The 17,412-nt window shown below is 67.6% G+C and carries 15 protein-coding genes; 6 read left to right on the top strand and 9 right to left on the bottom strand.

Features of this window, described 5'->3' with window-relative positions; genetic code table 11:
• Positions 1-21 precede the first annotated feature (21 nt).
• The 4 genes from ACT86A_RS17545 to ACT86A_RS17530 all read left to right on the top strand — a co-directional run bounded on the left by ACT86A_RS17545 (position 22) and on the right by ACT86A_RS17530 (position 5,475).
• Entirely contained in the window at positions 22-1,149 is a 1,128-nt protein-coding gene (locus ACT86A_RS17545; protein ID WP_445093224.1) for an aminotransferase class I/II-fold pyridoxal phosphate-dependent enzyme, read from the top strand.
• Positions 1,118-2,971: an amino acid adenylation domain-containing protein gene (locus ACT86A_RS17540; protein ID WP_445093223.1), complete on the top strand. Its 1,854-nt coding sequence runs from the start codon at positions 1,118-1,120 to the stop codon at positions 2,969-2,971. The genes ACT86A_RS17545 and ACT86A_RS17540 overlap by 32 nt, the downstream gene beginning before the upstream one ends.
• Positions 2,972-3,008: 37 nt before the next feature.
• Positions 3,009-4,343, top strand: coding sequence for a condensation domain-containing protein (locus ACT86A_RS17535; RefSeq protein WP_445093222.1), 1,335 nt, complete (start codon positions 3,009-3,011; stop codon positions 4,341-4,343).
• Positions 4,344-4,407: 64 nt separating this feature from the next.
• Positions 4,408-5,475, top strand: a complete 1,068-nt coding sequence (locus tag ACT86A_RS17530; RefSeq protein ID WP_445093221.1) for an LLM class flavin-dependent oxidoreductase — start codon at positions 4,408-4,410, stop codon at positions 5,473-5,475.
• A 154-nt stretch (positions 5,476-5,629) separates the two neighbouring features.
• Here ACT86A_RS17530 and ACT86A_RS17525 read toward each other — a convergent pair whose 3' ends face one another.
• From ACT86A_RS17525 to ACT86A_RS17510, 4 genes are all read right to left on the bottom strand, one after another.
• Positions 5,630-6,883 (bottom strand): cytochrome P450 family protein, encoded by a 1,254-nt coding sequence (locus ACT86A_RS17525; RefSeq protein ID WP_445093220.1) that lies wholly within the window; start codon positions 6,881-6,883, stop codon positions 5,630-5,632.
• 233 nt (positions 6,884-7,116) lie between these two features.
• Positions 7,117-7,371 (bottom strand): hypothetical protein, encoded by a 255-nt coding sequence (locus tag ACT86A_RS17520; protein WP_445093219.1) that lies wholly within the window; start codon positions 7,369-7,371, stop codon positions 7,117-7,119.
• A 451-nt stretch (positions 7,372-7,822) separates the two neighbouring features.
• Positions 7,823-8,116 (bottom strand): type II toxin-antitoxin system RelE/ParE family toxin, encoded by a 294-nt coding sequence (locus ACT86A_RS17515; protein WP_445093218.1) that lies wholly within the window; start codon positions 8,114-8,116, stop codon positions 7,823-7,825.
• Positions 8,113-8,361, bottom strand: coding sequence for a type II toxin-antitoxin system ParD family antitoxin (locus ACT86A_RS17510; RefSeq protein WP_445093217.1), 249 nt, complete (start codon positions 8,359-8,361; stop codon positions 8,113-8,115). The genes ACT86A_RS17515 and ACT86A_RS17510 overlap by 4 nt, the downstream gene beginning before the upstream one ends.
• A gap of 129 nt (positions 8,362-8,490) precedes the next feature.
• Between ACT86A_RS17510 and ACT86A_RS17505 the strand changes: the two genes are divergently transcribed.
• A complete protein-coding gene (locus ACT86A_RS17505; protein WP_445093216.1) occupies positions 8,491-9,747 on the top strand; it encodes an SLC13 family permease in 1,257 nt (418 codons plus the stop codon).
• Between the two features lie 5 nt (positions 9,748-9,752).
• On the top strand, positions 9,753-10,241 hold the full coding sequence (locus ACT86A_RS17500; RefSeq protein WP_445093215.1) for a universal stress protein: 489 nt from the start codon (positions 9,753-9,755) through the stop codon (positions 10,239-10,241).
• A 960-nt stretch (positions 10,242-11,201) separates the two neighbouring features.
• Here ACT86A_RS17500 and ACT86A_RS17495 read toward each other — a convergent pair.
• The 5 genes from ACT86A_RS17495 to ACT86A_RS17475 all read right to left on the bottom strand — a co-directional run bounded on the left by ACT86A_RS17495 (position 11,202) and on the right by ACT86A_RS17475 (position 17,319).
• Complete coding sequence (locus ACT86A_RS17495; protein ID WP_445093214.1) at positions 11,202-12,404, bottom strand: site-specific integrase; 1,203 nt, start codon at positions 12,402-12,404, stop codon at positions 11,202-11,204.
• Between the two features lie 98 nt (positions 12,405-12,502).
• Complete coding sequence (locus tag ACT86A_RS17490; RefSeq protein ID WP_445093213.1) at positions 12,503-13,141, bottom strand: class I SAM-dependent methyltransferase; 639 nt, start codon at positions 13,139-13,141, stop codon at positions 12,503-12,505.
• 241 nt (positions 13,142-13,382) lie between these two features.
• The gene (locus ACT86A_RS17485) at positions 13,383-15,158 is read right to left on the bottom strand and encodes a SulP family inorganic anion transporter (RefSeq protein WP_445093212.1); all 1,776 of its coding nucleotides are present in this window, start codon (positions 15,156-15,158) and stop codon (positions 13,383-13,385) included.
• Entirely contained in the window at positions 15,068-16,894 is a 1,827-nt protein-coding gene (locus ACT86A_RS17480; protein WP_445093211.1) for a phosphoenolpyruvate carboxykinase (GTP), read from the bottom strand. The genes ACT86A_RS17485 and ACT86A_RS17480 overlap by 91 nt, the downstream gene beginning before the upstream one ends.
• A 95-nt stretch (positions 16,895-16,989) precedes the next feature.
• Positions 16,990-17,319, bottom strand: coding sequence for an ArsR/SmtB family transcription factor (locus ACT86A_RS17475; RefSeq protein ID WP_445093210.1), 330 nt, complete (start codon positions 17,317-17,319; stop codon positions 16,990-16,992).
• Positions 17,320-17,412 lie beyond the last annotated feature (93 nt).

Below are 17,412 nucleotides of genomic sequence, written 5' to 3'. Positions count from 1 at the left end.
CAGCACATCAGGAGCGCGATGATGGTCAATTTGACCCAATTGGAGCAACGGGCGATCGATGCGCCCATCAACCTCGCCGACGGTCATCCGCGGCAGGAACTGACCGAAGAACAGCGCCGGCTTGTGCTGCGCTTCCCCGAGTTTTTCGAGGCATCCCGTAAAGAGGCATTCGCCGAGGTGGAACGCGCCGCGCACGCGGCGTTCCTCGGCATGCTGGGCCAGCACGCGGCCCCCATGGATGCGGGGCGAATCTTCAGCGTGTACTCCTCCTCGGTCGCCACGATGGCGGTCGGGGCGGTACTGGCCGATCGGGGCGACACTGTAGCCCTGCTGCACCCGACCTTCGACAACATCCATGACTTGCTGGTGCGGTCGGTTCCGCTGCTCCCGGTGTCGGAAGCCGAATGCAGTGCCGCGAACCTGCGCCAACCGCTGCGACGAGGAGCCAGCTGCTTATTCGTCACCACTCCGAACAATCCGACGGGATGGGTGCTGGACCGCGGCCGTTTCGAGCGGCTCGCCGCTACCTGCGCCGAACACGGCATACTGCTGTGCGTCGACTCGTCCTTCCGCGGGTTCGACGCGCGGGCCCAATTCGACCATTACGAGATTCTGCACCGGTTCGGCGTCAGCTATATCGTCATCGAGGACACGGGCAAACTCTGGCCGTTCGCTGAACTCAAGCTCGGCTTCCTTGTGGTGAGCGAAGATCTGCGTCCCGCAGTCGAGCACGTACTCAGCGACGTCCTGCTCACCGTGTCACCCTTCTTGCTGAAGCTCATCGAAGCGCTGTCGGTAGACGGTCAGGAGAACGGGCTCACCGCGCTCCACGCGCTGATCGCGGCCAACCGCCGCGCCGTAGCGCGGGCGGTGGCGGACCTGCCCGGAGTACGCCTGGTCGACGGTGCTGCCCGGGTGAGTGTGAGCAGGCTGGAGTTCGACTCCCCAGGACAGGCCTCCGCGGTTCGCCGCGGGTTGCACGAGCGCGGCGTCCATGTGCTGCCGTGCGACCAGTTCCATTGGGCGCGGCCGCAGGACGGTGCCGGCCTGCTGCGGCTCGCCCTGGCCCGCGACCCGGAGACGGTGACCGATGCGCTGCGACGACTGACCGGGCTGTGTGACGACACCGACCCCCTCCGGGTTCGGTGAGGCCAGCGTGCACGCCAACACCACTCCCGCCACGACAACCGGCCCGGACCGGACCACAGTGCTGCCGCAGCTGCTCGACACGATCGCCGCGACCGCGCCTGCCGCGCCTGCCGTCCAGGACGCGGCCGGCACGCTGACCTGGGCAGAACTCGCCCAGCGCGTCGAGCACCTGTCGAACCGGCTGGTGTCCGCCGGGATCAGGCCGTCCGATCGGGTCGGTCTGATCCTGCGGCACAGCCGCGACCTGCTGATCGCGGCACTGGCCGCGATGCGGGTCGGCGCGGTCTACGTCCCCGTCGACCCCGCATACCCGGCGGCGCGTACCCGGTACATCACCGCGGACGCCGGCTGGGCGCTGCTGATCACCGATCAGGATTCGGTCCCGCCCGGGCTCGGCGTACCGGTGATCCGACCCGATGGCGGGTCGGCCGAAGGATATGGCCGGCCCTACCGCCTCGATCCGGATGACCTCGCGTGCATCATCTACACCTCCGGGTCAACCGGGGAACCGAAAGGGGTGATGATCACCCATCGCGGCCTGTCCGGCCTCGTTTTCGCCGCGGACGCGGAGTTCGGCATCTGCCTCGGCGACCGCTCCCTGATGCTCGCCTCGGCGGCGTTCTCGGCCTCGCTGGAGGAGCTGTTCGCGCCGCTCGTGCATGGGGCGACCTGTGTATTCCCACCCGACCGGATGGCGCTGTCGTCCGTGCGTGCACTGCTGCGGTTCATCGAGGCCGAGTCGATCACGCTGCTGGGGTTACAGCCGCATCAGTGGCATCTGCTCGCAGCACATGTGACCGAGACGGGCGGCGTCCTGCCGCCGTCGTTGCGCCTGGTCGTTGTGGGCGGCGACCGCGCACTGCCACACGCGGCGCGCTTGTGGGATCGGTTGGGTGTGCCGCTCGTGCACGTCTACGGGTCCACGGAAACGACGGCGACGGCGACATATTGGACCGTTCCGCCCGGCCGGATGCCGGCTGACGGGATCCTGTCGCTCGGCGACCCGATCCCCGGTGTCCGCCTGCATCTCGTGGATCAGGACCTGCGGCCCGTGCCGGACGGCGCGGTCGGCGAGTTACTGATCGGCGGTGCCGCGCTGGCCCGTGGGTATTGGGGGCGGCCCACGGTGACTGCGCAGCGATTCGTACCCGATCCGTTCTGCGACGACCCCACGGCAGTGCTGTACCGGACCGGCGACCTGGCCCGACGGCTCCCCGATGGGCGGCTGCAGTTCATCGACCGGGCCGACCACCAGCTCAAGGTCCGTGGTCATCGCGTCGAGCCGAGCGAGGTCGAGGCCGCGCTGCTGGCGCATCCGCAGGTGCGTCAGGCCCTGGTCGCGCCATGGGCGGACTCGACCGGACAGCGCCGCCTGGTCGGTTATGTGAGCGCCGAGCCCGGCACGGTGACCCAGTCCGGTCTGCGCGAGTTCGTTGCCGCACAGTTGCCCGCCTACCTCGTCCCCTCGATATTCGTACGGGTGGACGAGTTCCCGCTCACCGTCCACCGCAAGATCGACCGCGCGGCGCTGCCCGCGCCGCAACTACCGCCGCCGGAATCCGGCAACCACCTGGCACCGGCCGATCCGCTGGCGGGCGAGCTGTGCCGATTGGCCGCCGACCTGCTGGGACGCACCGCGGTCGGCCCCGACGACGACTTCCTCGACCTGGGCGGCGATTCCCTGTTCATCATGCGTTTGATCAGCGAACTGGAGTTGCGCCACGGGGTGCACGTCGAGTTCGCCGAGGCGTTCGCCGACCGCACGTCGCGTCAGCTCGCTGCCAGGGTGCGCCGCTCGGAAACCTCCGGCCTGAAGCCGTGACCATCGAGCCAGCTGCCCAGACCGGAGAGGACCAACGGTGGACGCTCATCCGCTGTCGTACAGCCAAGAACTCATGCTGGCTTTCGGCGCCGAGGCGGGATTCACCCCCGCTACCTGGAATCACCAGATCGTGATCGACGTCATCGATTACGACGACGCGCACGTACGTGACGCGCTGCGGTCGCTGTGCCGGCGTCATGAGATTCTGCGCACCCGGTTCGAGGTGCGTCACGGCAGGCACTGCCAGGTCGTGGCGCCGGCCGACGGCGGGTCGCCGCATCGGCTCCGCAGTCGCGCCGACGGTGACCCGGCGGCACTGGTCGCCGAGGAGGCGGCCATGCCCTTCGACCTGTATGGCGGTCCGCTGTTGCGCAGTGCGGCAATTCCCCTGCCCGATGGTGCGGTCCGGCTGGTCCTCACCATCAACCACCTGATCTCCGACCGGGAGTCGGAGACCATGCTGGCGACGGAACTGACCGCGCTTTATGAGGGCGTCGCGAGCGCGTCGGCTGCACAACCTGCCGCTGCCCAATACGCCGAATTCGCCCGCTGGCAGCGCGTGCAGGTAGCGAGTTACCTGCGGAGCCGGGAGGCCGTACCACGCTGGCAGGACCACGAGGCGAGGGTCGCGGCGTGGGGAAAACTCTATGGCGCCGATGCCGCGGCCGGGCAGCCGACGCCGGGCGGGGACCGGACACGCGAGGAAGTCGAATTGTGCTTCACCCCGCAGGACTTGGCCGTCCTCACCGCCTACGGGCGTGAACAAGGCGTCACCATGAACACCCTCGTGCTGACCGCGTTGTGCACCGCGCTGTCCGCGCAGCCCGATCTCGGGCTCGGCCTGCTGCTCGGCGAGAAGACCGTGCGCAACCCGTACCGCTTCGCGCGTACCCTGGGCCCGTTCGCGGACCTGTGGCCGATCGAGTGGCCGGCAACTGGGACGCGGGAGTTCGGCAGCGCGCTCGCCGAGATCCAGCAGCAGGTCATTCGGGCGATCGATGGCGTCCTTCCGTTTCATGTGCTGGTCGGTCGATCCCCCTGGCTGGCACGCGAGCTGTGGTATCCGGCTCGCGGGCGCTGGGTGCTCTATCAGTACTTCGCCGACCCCGGGTCTGCGGACACCCGGCACCACCGAATCGCTCGGGTCGCGTTTCCCGATTCGTTCGGTCAACAGAGCGATGTATTCGGACTGCATGTGCAGGTGTACCGCCGCGGTGCCGAGCTGCGGGCGCGGCTGAGCCACCGGCTCGACAGCCTCAGCCGGGGCGATGTCCAGATCCTCATCGACCGCCTCCGAAGCGTGATCTCCGCTGCCACGGAACGGACGATCGAGCTGACCGCCGACGTCCCAGAGGATTCTGCGCTGCGGTGATTGTGCCAGGACCACCGTCGTGCGCGCGGTCGCCGACCACTGACCGAACGATAGGGAGTACAGAATGCACATCGGTATCGATCTCGGCTTCGGGAACCTACACGAGGACATGCCCGACGATCACGTGTACGCCGGTGAGCTCCGCCTCGCAAGTCTCGCCGAGAAGCTCGGATTCGACAGCGTCTGGGCGGTCGAGCACCACTTCTCGGACTATTCGATGTGCCCGGACAACATCCTGTTCCTGGCGCACGTAGCGGCCCGCACCGAACGGATCCAGCTCGGCACCGCAGCGGTCATCGTGCCATGGCATGATCCGCTGCGAGTGGCCGAGCGGATGATCATGTTCGACATTCTGTCCGGTGGCCGTGCCCTGCTCGGCCTCGGGCGCGGACTCTCCCGGTCGGAATACGAGGCGTTCCGGATCCCGATGAGCGAGTCGCGTGGACGTTTCGACGAGGCTGCCCGCATGATCGTGGACGCGCTGGAAACCGGCTTCATCGAGGGAAACGGGCCTTTCTACCGGCAACCGCGAACCCCGCTGCGTCCGCGGCCACGGGGGTCCTTCGCCGATCGCCTCTACTGCGCCGCGGGATCGCCCGACTCGGTGGCGGCGGCGGTAGATCTGGGTGCCCGGCTGCTCAGCGTGGTGACCAAGCCGATTGCGGAGTACACCGAGTTGTTCACCGCATACCGGGAGGGCTACCGGGCGCGGCACGGCGTCCCGGCGGCGCCGATCATGTGCATGATCCATCTCTACTGCGCGACCGATGGCGACTTGGCTCGCAAGCGTGCCCGCGCCTACCTCGATCGGATTTTCCAGGCACATATGCGGCATTACGAGATGACCGGCGACCACTTCGCCGGGACCGTCGGCTACGAAAGCTATGCCGAGGTCGCCCGGACGCTGCGACAAGCCGGTACGGAAGCGGCAGTCGATCGCTACCTCTCCGCAGCGCTGGTCGGCGACCCCGACGAGGTGCTGTCCCAGATCACCGAGATATCACGGACTCTCGGCGGTTTCGGGCTTTCGGTCACCCCGTCATTCGGCGGAATGCCCTACGAAGAATCCGAACGCAGCCTCGAGTTGTTCGCCAAAGAGGTGCTGCCCGCCGCGCGCCGACTCGGCGGGTGAGCACAGCGACCGATGGCGCCGCTGACATATTTATCCGCTTCCCCTGAAGGCGCGACGATCTGACCACGTCCAACGAGATACTCCCATTCCCGTTCGGCAACCGCCGAATCATCCGCGACGCCCGAGATCGGCCCGCACCACCGCGGGGCTCTTCTTACGCGTGCAGCGGAGGAGTGGGCGCGAAGGTGACCGGCAATGCGGACAAGGCTCGGTGGAATGGGCCGGGGCGCCAGGCCAGCGGGCCATCCGGCAGGTTCAGCCGCATGTCCGGCAGCGCATCGAGCAGCTGATCGATGACGGCCTGGGCGATCAGAATGGCCATCGATTGCGCGGGACAGGCGCGCGGGCCGAGGCCCCACGCCAGATGGGAGCGATTCCCCGTGAGATCACCGGTGCGGATGGCGGGGTCGCTATTGCACGCGGCCATGCTGATGACGACCGGCTGATGCGCCGGCAGCCAGACATCGTCGACCAGGACCGGCTGCCGCGGGAAGGTGACCAGCAGGTTCGCCAGCGGCGGATCGTTGAACAAGACTTCGTCCAACGCATCGCGCGAGGACAGGTTTCCGCCCAGAACACTGCCCCCGAAGCGATCGTCGGTGAGGACCAGCAGCAAAGAGTTGACGATGAAATTCAGCTCGAACTCGAGTCCGGTCCCGTAGACGCTTGCCACGTGCTGGGCAGCTTCCACGTCATCCAGCCGGGACGGATGCTGCAGCAGCGTCGAGGTGATGTCGGCTCCCGGATCGCTCCGCTTGAACGACACCAGGTTCCCCAGCGCCTCGGCGAGCATCTGGTTGCCCTGTTCGGCATCGACGGTGTCGAGCACCTTGGCGGTGCCGGCGGCGACCCGCTGCCCGATCTCCGCCGGGCAACCGAGCAGCACATTGACGATTTCGAACAGCAGCGGAAACACGTACTGGCTGACCAGATCCGCACGGCCGTCCTGGCAGAAGGAGTTGATCAGCGGGATGGCGATCTTTTCCACGATGTCATGGAGTGTGTACAGATCGACCCCGTCGACGCTTGCGGTAATCGCCTGCCGGTAGCGCGCGAAGTCCGCTCCGGTGCTTCTGCTTGCTATGGGCCGCCATTCCAGTAGGGGAAGGATGGGGCAGTCGGTGGGGATGTTCTGCTGCCAGACGCGCGGGTCGGCGGGGAAGTGCTCGGGATCGTTGAGGATCCGGACTGCGGTGGCGTAGCCGATCACCAGGGTGGCGGGCACGCCCGGGGCCAGCTCCACCGGAGCCAGAGAATGATAGCGCCGGCGCATTTCACGGTAGGCGCTGTGCGGATCGGCGGCGAACTCCAGCGTGTGCAGCGGCACCCGTGGGCCATCGAAAGCGATCGGCGAGCCGTGGGCGACCGGGCACGACTGCGACTGCACCCGGGACTGTGGCGTACTCAAGAAGAAACTCCAGACTGTTCGGATGTCACTGTTGGTGATTAGCGCATGTCCCGTGCCGAGTCGCTGCCTCGGACAACGCACCACTCGATCTCGGTCGGACGCAATCGATGCTCTAGCGCGGGGTTCGATTGCGAACAGCCACTGCGCGGCAGACTATTCCGCCTGCACCGATGCGAGCCACCTCCGGTGCGCAGATCGGTCACAGAAGCGTGAAAAGCTCTGCTGCGTGGCCTTCAGACGCCGAGTGCGCCCAGCGAATCAGGGGCGTCGACAGCGGTGGTGATCCGTCTCAACAGCGTCAGACAAGTCTCGACGGACTGCATTTTGGGCTGATATGCCGCGCCGCCGCCGATCGTTAACGCCCACGCCGCGTAGGCGAACATGGACTGCTGCCGATACGCGTCCGCGGTGGGCCGGGTGATCTTTTCGCGCAGCACATGACCGCCGATGGCGGCGGACCGCCCGAGCAGCCAGAGCTTGTGGTTCATTCGTTTTGCCTCGATTCCGGAGTGAGGAAACTATTCCGAGCAGCTGACGGTCGGCACATGCGCTGCGGGCACAGTACCGTACCGTTTCGTAAAGGGCTGTACGGCAATATATTTGCCGTACAGCCGAACGGACACCGTGCGGGACTACGTGCTGATCGACCGCGTTCTAGCCGGAAAACCCTCGGCGACAGCAGGTTTGATAGCGGACCGTTTACGCGCTGTCCTGAGCGCATCGTTCGGCGACGGTGAATCGGACTGGTGTCGGTCTCCTGGGTGAGGATCTTCGGTGCCGTGGTGGTGACGAATCGGTGGGGGTGGCGAGCAGGGCCTGGTCCAGGACCGCATGCCGGTCGGCGGCTTTATCGGCGGCCGGGCCGCAGTTGGGGTCGGCGGGGTGTGCAGGCCGATGCCGGTATGGCGGTGCTTGTGAGCGTGCCGCCCTGCTTCCAGGTCAGAGGTGACGCTCGGCGTCCATCCGCTGGTGCAGGATGCGCATGATCTCGACGATGCCGCCGGTGGCGATCCGGTAGTAGACCGTATGGGACCCGGTGGGCAGCCGGAAGTAGCCGGGCCGAATGTCGTCGCAGGACCAGCCGATGCGGGGGTTCTCGGCGGTGCGGTCGAAGGCGCGCAGCAGCTCGCGCACATAGTGCTCGGCCTGGTCGATATCCCATCGATCGAGGGTGTAGTCGTAGATCTGTTCGAGGTCGGCGTGGGCGAGGGGGTTGAGCAGGTAGCGGCTCACCGGCGCTGCGACTGCGCCCGCTTGCGGGCCAGGAACTCCTCGCCGTCGAAGGGCAGGCTGGGACCGGCGTTCTCGGCCTCGATGAGGGCCTCGCGCACCGCGCGGAGCTTTGTCTCGCGGTCTTCGAGTAGCCGTAGGGCCGCGCGGACGACGTCGCTGGCCGAGCCGTAGCGGCCCGAACCGACCTCGGTTTCGATGAACTCGAGGTAGTGATCGCTGAGGCTGACGGACGTGTTCCTGGCCATGGCCACATGATACCAATTTTTGGTATACGGTCTTATGCGGGCCCGGCACCGGCCCTGAGCTGACGGAACGCAAGAACTGGCCCGGCGTGCTCGACTCCGGGCGGCCAACTCCGTGGGGAGGCTCCGATCGTGAACGCCTCGCTCGCCGAAGCGCTGTCGCTGGTCCTGCTCCTGGTGGTGCTGGCGTGTGCGGTGGTGCGTCCGTGGGGCTGGCCCGAAGCGGTCGTCGCCGTCCCGGCCGCCGGGGTGGTCATCGCCGGCGGGGCGATCTCGCTCGATCACGCGGCGGCCGAGGCGGCCCGGCTGGGGCCGGTGATCGGTTTCCTCGCGGCGGTGCTCGTGCTTGCCCAGCTGTGTGACGACGAGGGCCTGTTCCGAGCGTGCGGGGCCTGGATGGCCCGCAGCGCGGCGGGTCGCCCCCGTCGGCTGCTGGTCCAGGTTTTCGTGACCGCGTCGCTGATCACCGCGGTGCTGAGTCTGGATGCCACGGTGGTGCTGCTGACGCCGGTGGTGTTCGCCACCGCCGCGCGGCTGGGCGCCCGCGCGAAACCGCACGTGTACGCCTGCACCCATCTGTCGAACACCGCCTCGCTGCTGCTGCCGGTCTCGAACCTGACCAACCTGCTGGCCTTCGCCGCGTGTGGGGTGAGCTTCACGCGCTTCGCCGCTCTGATGACGCTGCCCTGGCTGGTCGCCATCGGGGTCGAATACGTGGTCGTCCGGCGATTCTTCGCCACCGACCTGGACGCCGGGGCCCAGGCCCCGCCCACCACAGCACCCCATGAGATACCGGTGTTCGCGTTGGCGACGGTGGCCTGCACCCTCGCCGGATTCATCGTGACCTCCGCAACCGGGATCAATCCGGCGTGGGCGGCAGCCGCGGGCGCGGTCGTGCTGGCCGGACGTGCCCTGGCCCGGGGTCGCAGTACCCCCGCCGCGATCGGGCGCGCTGCGGCGCTGCCGTTCTGCGCGTTCGTGCTCGCCCTGGGCATCGTGGTCCGCGCGGTCGTGGACAACGGACTGGCCGCCGCGCTGGGGCACGTGATACCGGAAGGTGCCGGGCTGGTGGCACTGCTGGGCGTCGCAGCGCTGGCCGCCGTGCTGGCCAACCTCGTCAACAACCTGCCCGCCGTGCTGGTGCTGCTGCCGCTGACCGCCCCCACAGGTCCCGGGCCGGTCCTCGCGGTGCTGCTGGGGGCCAACATCGGCCCCAACCTCACCTACGCCGGATCCTTGGCCACTCTGCTGTGGCGGCGCATCATGCACCAACACGACACCGACGTGGAACTGGGCGAGTTCACCCGGCTCGGGCTGCTCGCCGTGCCGGTCGCCCTGCTGGGGTCGGTGGTGGCACTGTGGGCCTCACTACACGTGATCGGAGGCTGAAAACCGTGACCGTCATCGCGTGGATCGTGGAGGGCACCTGGCCCGCCTGCATCGACGCCGCCCGCGCCTACGCGCCCGACGACGCCGACATCGTGCTGCTACACGTCACCGGCCCCGAAGTGCCCGGTGCCGCCCACGGTGCCTATGCCGGACTGTTCGGTCGTGCCCGCCCCGACCGCGACCCCGGCACCACACTGGAACACCTCTCCGCCGCGGCCGCCGAAGACCTCCTCGACGCCGCGGCCGACCGACTGGGGCGGGTGTGCACCCGGCAGCTGCGCTCGGGCCGCGTCGAACGCGAAGTCGTGGCCGCCGCCGAAGGCGCTGACCTGCTCATCGTTGCCCGCGACGGCGACCGCACCCACCTCGGACCCCGTAGCCTCGGGCCCGCCGGCCGCTTCATCGTCGACCACGCCCCCTGCCCGGTCCTGCTCGTCTGGCCCCAACCCGCACCCGGAACGGAAACCATCCCGCCACCACCCCACCTCCGCTAACCACAACAGGCCCATGGCCCGTCAGCCCGGTTACCCCGCCGATCAACACCTGCGCCGCGGCGATCATCACCAGCTTGTCGGGCTTTTCGGCGGTGTGCCGCCGGGTGCCAGTGCGACCGTTTCGACCGCACTACCGCGCCGCATGGTTGGGCTTCGCTCACGATGTGGTGTCACACCGACGTGGCCGGTTCGATCAGCCGGGATGTGCGGCCTCCCGGGGTGGCGGACATAGGGCCGTCTCCCGGCATTGGATGCAGTGCCGCCCGGTTGACGACTGGTGACGTAGCGGTATTGCAGCCGTGCTTGTATTCGTCGGACTGGATCATCCGGTCTTCGCGGATCTGCGCGCCCTCGTTGTCGTCTTCAGGAAAGAAATCGGCCGGGCCCTTGTATTGCAGCCTGGCCGACCGGCGCGCGGTCGGCGGCGTTGGGTCACCTGCCGACGGTGGGGCGGAAGTCGAGAAGGTGGAGTTTTCACTGTTTCGGCGGTGTCGATGTCCGCGGTGGGTCGGCCTCCGTGGAGATGACTACTCGTCGAGGTTCAGGGCTTGAATCGGGCTGGTCGCGGTTGTCGAGGGCGGGGCTGTACCCGCCGCACCCGAGAACCGGGCTGGCCGATCCCTCGCAGTGGACGAGTGTCTGATGCTGTGTGGCGATCTGCGGGGACGGCCTTTGCGAGTTACTGGCCGCGTTTGCCGGCTATAGGCGGGGTGGGGCGCGGGGGAAGCTTGCGGCCAAGGAGCTTCTCGGCTGCACGGCGATTCGCTTCGACCTGCTCAGGCGTCAGCTTCACCCTGCGTGCGCGCCATGTTTCCTGCGTCAACGTACTCATTGCTCGCCTCCCTTCACGATTGCCTGGATGCGCCACATGGTACGCGTCGCGTCCATGCCTGCGCCAATAACGACATAGCTTCGAGCGTCGATGAGCAGCACCTTTCAACTGGTACAACAGTATCGGCTTCACAACCCGAGTTTGGTGACCGCATTGTCTTCCAAGGGGTTGGCGGTGCGGATGTAGCCGTGGACGGTGCGAGGGTTGGACCATCGGCCCTGGCGCATGATCTCGCGGTCGCTGGCGCCGCCGAGCGCGGCCTGCGTCGCGAAGCCGGCACGGAGGGAGTGGCCGGAGAAGAGGTCTGGGTCCAGGCCCGCCCGGGCGGCATAGCGTTTGACCAGTTCGGCGACCGCGCGACCGGACATAGCGTGATCGGCGATGGCTCCGTGCCGGGTGATGGCGGGCAAGAGGGGAAGCTCCGGGTCGGTGTGGGTGCCGGTGAAGCCGTGGCAGCGATGGATATCGGGAGAACCGGTGGGGTGTTCGGACAGCCAGCTCCGGACGCCGGAAGTGCCTGCGGCGGCATGTATTTCGCGCAAACGCAGCCAGTCGGCGAAAGCGCAGACCGGGCAGGTCGCCGGGCGCCGCCCACGCGGAAGGGCCACGCGCTGTTCCGCCGTGCCGGTGGGATCGGTTTTCGTGGCGGGTAACCGGATCAGCAGAATCGGCTCGCCGGTGCTGTGATCGGCGCTCACTTCGACGTCGCCGATGCGCAGCCCGGCCAGTTCGCTGCGGCGCAACGCTCCGGCGAAGCCGATGAGCAGTGCGAGCGCGTCCCGGCGGCGGGCGGGTTCGGCGGGCCAGCCCGGTTCGGGAAGTCCACCGAGGAATTGATCGAGGGTGTACAGCAGGACCGGACGTTTGCGCCGGGGCTGCGCGCGGCGGATGCGGCGGATGCCACGCAGGGTCAAGCGCACCACATCCGAGCGCGTCGGCGACGGAAGTCCGTTCGCCGCGTGCACAGCCGCGATTGCGGCCGACTTGCGTTCCAACGTCGCCGGACTGAACGCCCATCCGCCGGCAGCGCGGCGTGCGTCGGCGGCCGCGGCCAGGTAGACGGCGACGTCGAGCGCATCGGCGGGAAGTGCCTGTCTGCCTTCGGCGGCGCACCACGCCGACCAGGCAACCCAGTCGGCGCGGTAGGCGCGCACGGTGTTCGCCGATTGGGAGGCTTCCAGATACCGGCGCAGCGAACCGGCCTGATCGTCATCGAAACGATCCCGGACCAGCCGTAGCGCGGCAGCATCGACCAGCACGCTGCGGACGCCACGGCGCAGCTGCGTGCGCACCGACTCGGGAACCGCGACGACGGCGGATCGATCGTCCATACTTCGGCGCCCCCATTCACATCGGCGATTGTCTGTCCGCGCCAAAGGTATTCGGCGCGAGAGAACACCCTACGGCACGCTCGACGAAGGAGCCCTGCTTACCTTTTGCGCATCAGCAGACGACCTTGACGGAACCGTTCGCCCTCCTGCGGCTCACGCAGCATCCGGCCGACCTCGATGAATCCGGCTTCGCCGGCCAGTCTCGCGAAGTCGTCGATCGGCCACCGGTAGGCTGCCGTCACTTTGTGGTCGAACATGGTGACCGGCTCGCCCTCGGACTCGAAGAATGCGAGCAAGAGGTGGCCCCCGGACGCCAGCACCCGACGGAACTCGGCGAAGTACGCAGGGATCTCGTGCGGGGGAGTGTGAATGACCGAATACCACGACACGATGCCTCGCAGCGCGCCGTCGGCCAGGTCCAGAGCGTCCATGGAACCGACTTCGAACCGCAGCTGTGGATATGTTGCGCGGGCGAGATCGATCATCACAGGCGACAGGTCGAGGCCGAAAACGTCCAGCCCCAGGCCTGCCAGGTGCGTGGTCACATGTCCTGGGCCGCACCCGAGCTCGGCCACGAGCCCGGAATCGCCGGCCCGCGTGAGGTCGGCGAACGCGGCGAGCATCGCGCGATCCAGCGGAACGCTGTCGAGGGCGTCGCGGGTGATTTCCGCATAGAGGCCGGCGACGGCATCATAGGCATCTGCTGTCGCACGAATGTGCGAGGAAAGTTCGGTCACAAGCGACGACACTAGGCCCTCTGTCGCGCTGACAACCGACGTGTCGAACGTGATATCGACCAGGGGCCGGAGAGAGGTCGAGCACATGGGATCCCGTGACGAGACAGTCGAGTCGGGGCGAGCCGCAGAGGATCCGGCGGCGCCAGAGTGCGGATCCACCGGTACCCTCAGCAGTTGTGGGCTTCGTGTGATCAGTCCCGCGTGCAGGTTGAATCCACCGATCTCATCGAGCGGCGGACCGTTACCGCGTGGCAATCGACTGAGGGACGTTGTCGGGCGGCCGCCCATCCGTGGGGGCCGCTGGATCGGGCAGGTAGCCGCGAGCGCGCGCGATGGCGTCGGGTGTGTGGTCGAAGAGGTGATCGGCTCCGCCGGTGGGCAGGGCGCCGATGGCGGCGAGCTTGCGGTAGTGGTCGGCGCGTAGTCCGGACATGAGCACGGTGATGCGGCGGTGTTCGAGTTTGCTGATGGCGTCCTTCAGCACGAGTGCGCCGGTGGTGTCGAGGGCGGTGACATGCGACATGCGGAGGATGACGACGTGTACGTCCGAAACCTCTGTGAGTTCGAGGAGGAAGCGGTGGGCGCCGGCGAAGAACAGCGGCCCGTCGAGGCGGTAGGCGACGATATGGTCGTGCAGCAGCTGGTGTTCTTCCGTGCGGTGATCGGTGTCGTCGAGTGGAACCTGGTGCAGCCGTGCTTCTTTCGCGACTGACCGCAATGCCAGAAGCGTCGCGATGCCGACACCGATCGCGACTGCGGTCACGAGATCGAGTGCGACGGTGACGGCGAAAGTGATCAGCATGATGATGCTGTCACCGCGGGAAGCGCGGGCGATGGCTGTCAGTGAGGCGGTTTCGACCATTCGCACGGTGGTGGCCAGCAGCACTCCGGCCAGTGCGGCCAGCGGGATGTCGGCGACCACGGGCGCGGCGAGGTAGACGATCGCGGTGAGTATCACTGCGTGGGTGAGCGCCGCCAGCCGGGTGCGGGCGCCGGCGCGCACGTTCACAGCGGTGCGCGCGATCGCGCCGGTGGCGGGCACACCGCCGAACAGTGGGGCGGCGATATTGGCCAGACCCTGGCCGAGCAGTTCACGGTCCGGATTGTGGCGGGTGCCGACGGCCATCGCGTCGGCGGTAGTGGCAGACAGCAACGATTCCAACGCGGCGAGCGCCGCCACCGCCAGCGCGGGCTCGATCAGCGACCCCACCTGGTCGAGATGCACGAATTCCACGGTGGGAGCGGGCAATCCGGAGGGGATCGTCCCGATCGGCGTGAGACCCAGATCGAGCACATGCGCGACAACGGTGGCGGCGGCGACCGCGATCAGCGCGGTCGGCAGCTTCGGCAGCAACCGGCCGCCGACCAGCACGACCGCGGCCACAGCCAGCGCGGTCGCCACCGTCACGGGGTCCGGATGCGCGACATACTGGCGGACCGCGTCGAATGCCGACTGCCAGACCTTGTCGCCGTGGGCATGGGCGATGCCGAGCGCAGCCGGGAATTGTTGCAACGCAATGACGACCGCGATGCCTGCGGTGAACCCCTCGATCACCGGGGCCGGCATATACCGCACTGCCCGCCCGACCCCGGCGACCGCGAGCACCACCAGCACGATTCCGGCCAGCAGCCCCACGGCCAGTACCCCGCTCGCACCGTGCTGAGCGACGATCGGAACCAGCACCACGGTCATCGCCCCGGTCGGCCCCGACACCTGGTATCGGGAGCCGCCGAATACCGCCGCGACCGCACCGGCGACGATCGCGGTCGCCAGCCCGGCCGCGGCCCCCAGCCCCGAGGAGATCCCGAAACCCAGCGCCAGCGGCAGCGCCACCAATGCGACCATGAGACCCGACAGCAGATCGGCGCCGGGCGCGCGGACCGCCGAGCGCCAGTCCGACCAGCGTGGCAGCAAGGCGAGTGCGCTCACCGGTTCTCGGCCAGACGCAGCTTCAACGCGGTCAGCTGCTCGCGCAGTTGTTCGGGCAGCCGGTCGTCGCCGATGATGGCGTACCATTCGTCGATCGAGGCGGTCTCGGCCACCCACTCGTCGATGTCGATCGCGAGCGCCTGGGCCACCTGCGCCCGGGTCCCCGCGTCGAAACCGGACAAGTCGAGCGCGTCCATGGTCGGCACGTACCCGATCGGTGTTTCGACCGCGTCCGCGGTACCGGCGATCCGTTCCAGTGCCCACTCGAGAACGCGGACGTTGTCGCCGAATCCTGGCCACAGGAATGTCCCGTCGGCGCCTCGGCGGAACCAATTGACCTGGAAGATCTTTGGCAGCGTAGCGGGGTCCGCGTCCGCGCCGAGCGTCAGCCAGTGCGCGAAGTAGTCGCCTACGTGGTAGCCGAGGAACGGCAGCATCGCCATCGGGTCACGCCGCACCACACCCACCGCGCCCACCGCGGCCGCGGTGGTTTCCGACGACAGTACCGACGCGGTGAATACTCCGTGCGCCCAATCGAACGTCTCTGCCACCAGCGGTACCGTCGTCGCGCGGCGTCCGCCGAAGAATATCGCCGAGATCGGTACCCCGGTCGGGTCGTTCCATTCCGGTGCCACCGACGGGCACTGCGCGATCGGTGTGCAGTATCGCGAATTCGGGTGCGCGGCAGGCGTTCGCGACGTCGGGGTCCATTGCTGCCCGCGCCAGTCGATCAGCTCCTCGGGCGGTGTGTCGGTCAGACCCTCCCACCACACATCACCGTCGCGAGTGCGGGCGGTGTTGGTGAAGACCGAGTTCCCGGCAGCGATGGTGGCGATCGCGTTCGGATTGGTTTTCGCGCTGGTACCCGGTGCGACACCAAAGAATCCGGCCTCCGGGTTGACCGCGTACAGCCGCCCGTCGGCGCCGAAGCGCAGCCACGCGATATCGTCGCCGATGGTCTCGGCGCTCCAGCCGGGCAGCGCGGGTTCGAGCATGGCGAGGTTCGTCTTGCCGCACGATGATGGGAACGCTGCCGCGATGTAATGCGTCTTCCCTTGTGGGGAGGTGAGTTTCAGGATCAGCATGTGCTCGGCCAGCCACCCCTCGTCGCGGCCGAGCACCGATGCGATGCGTAACGCGAAACATTTCTTGCCCAGCAACGCGTTGCCGCCGTAGCCGGACCCGTAGCTCCAGATCTCGCGGTGTTGCGGGAAGTGCGAGATGTATTTGGTCTTGTCACATGGCCACGGCACGTCCTGCTGGCCCGGTGACAGGGGAGCGCCCACGGAGTGCAGGCATTTCACAAATTCGGTGTCGTCGGTGAGCAGGTCCCAGACCGGTGTGCCGGAACGGGTCATGATCTGCATCGACACCGCCACATATGCCGAATCGGTGATCTGCACACCGAACTTGGGGTCCGCGGCGTCGACCGGCCCCATACAGAACGCGACCACGTACATGATCCGGCCCGTCATCGCGGCCCGGTAGTGCTCGGTCATTACCGTGCGCATATCGACCGGGTCCACCCAGTTGTTGGTCGGGCCCGCATCCGACTCGAGCTCCGAGCAGATGAACGTACGGTCCTCCATGCGAGCCACATCATCGGAGTCCGACACGCACCAGAACGAGTTCGGTTTCGCCTCGAGCGGCACGAAGGTGCCCTTCTCGACCAACAGTCCGGTCAGCCGGTCCCACTCGGCAGGCGAGCCGTCGCAGAACACGATCCGATCCGGTGCGGTGAGTTCGGCAACCTCGGCCACCCACGCCAGGATGCCTTCGTGGTCGGTCGGTGCCTGCACAGCGGCGGTCGGGTGGTCGGTCACAGCTGATCTCTCCTTCACGAAAATGCAAGGTATATAGTTTAGAAAATATGCAATTAGATGTGCTGCGCTCCTGAGGGGTGTCGGTGCGGCACTGGTTATGCGGACTGTTCCAGGGCTTCGGCCTGCCCGGCGACCACCCCGGTGAGGATCGCGCGGGCCGTCGCCAGGAGTTCGGCGACCTCGGGTGAGGTGAGTTCGTAAATCACCGACAGGCCCTCACGGCGAGCGGTGACCAGACCGGCCCGCCGCAAGATGGACAGCTGTTGCGACAGGCTGGCCGCCTCCACGTCGATCTCGGTCAGCATTTCCGAGACGGCGTGCTCACGGCGGCTGAGCAGCTCGAGGACGCGGATCCGCACCGGGTGGCCGAGCGTTTTGAAGAAGTCGGCCTTCATCTGATAGAGGGGCCTGCTCGATCCCGGCATTTTCCGAACCAAATCCTTCCGCTGGCGGCGGCGTCGGCCCGGGCGAACGCCCGGCTACTTGCATAGTTTAGCAAACAGCTCGCATGTCGTTGC

Source organism: Nocardia glycosmidis, from assembly GCF_052545115.1.
The sequence above is the reverse complement of the archived record's forward strand: the minus strand, read 5'-3'. Positions and strand labels throughout refer to the sequence as shown.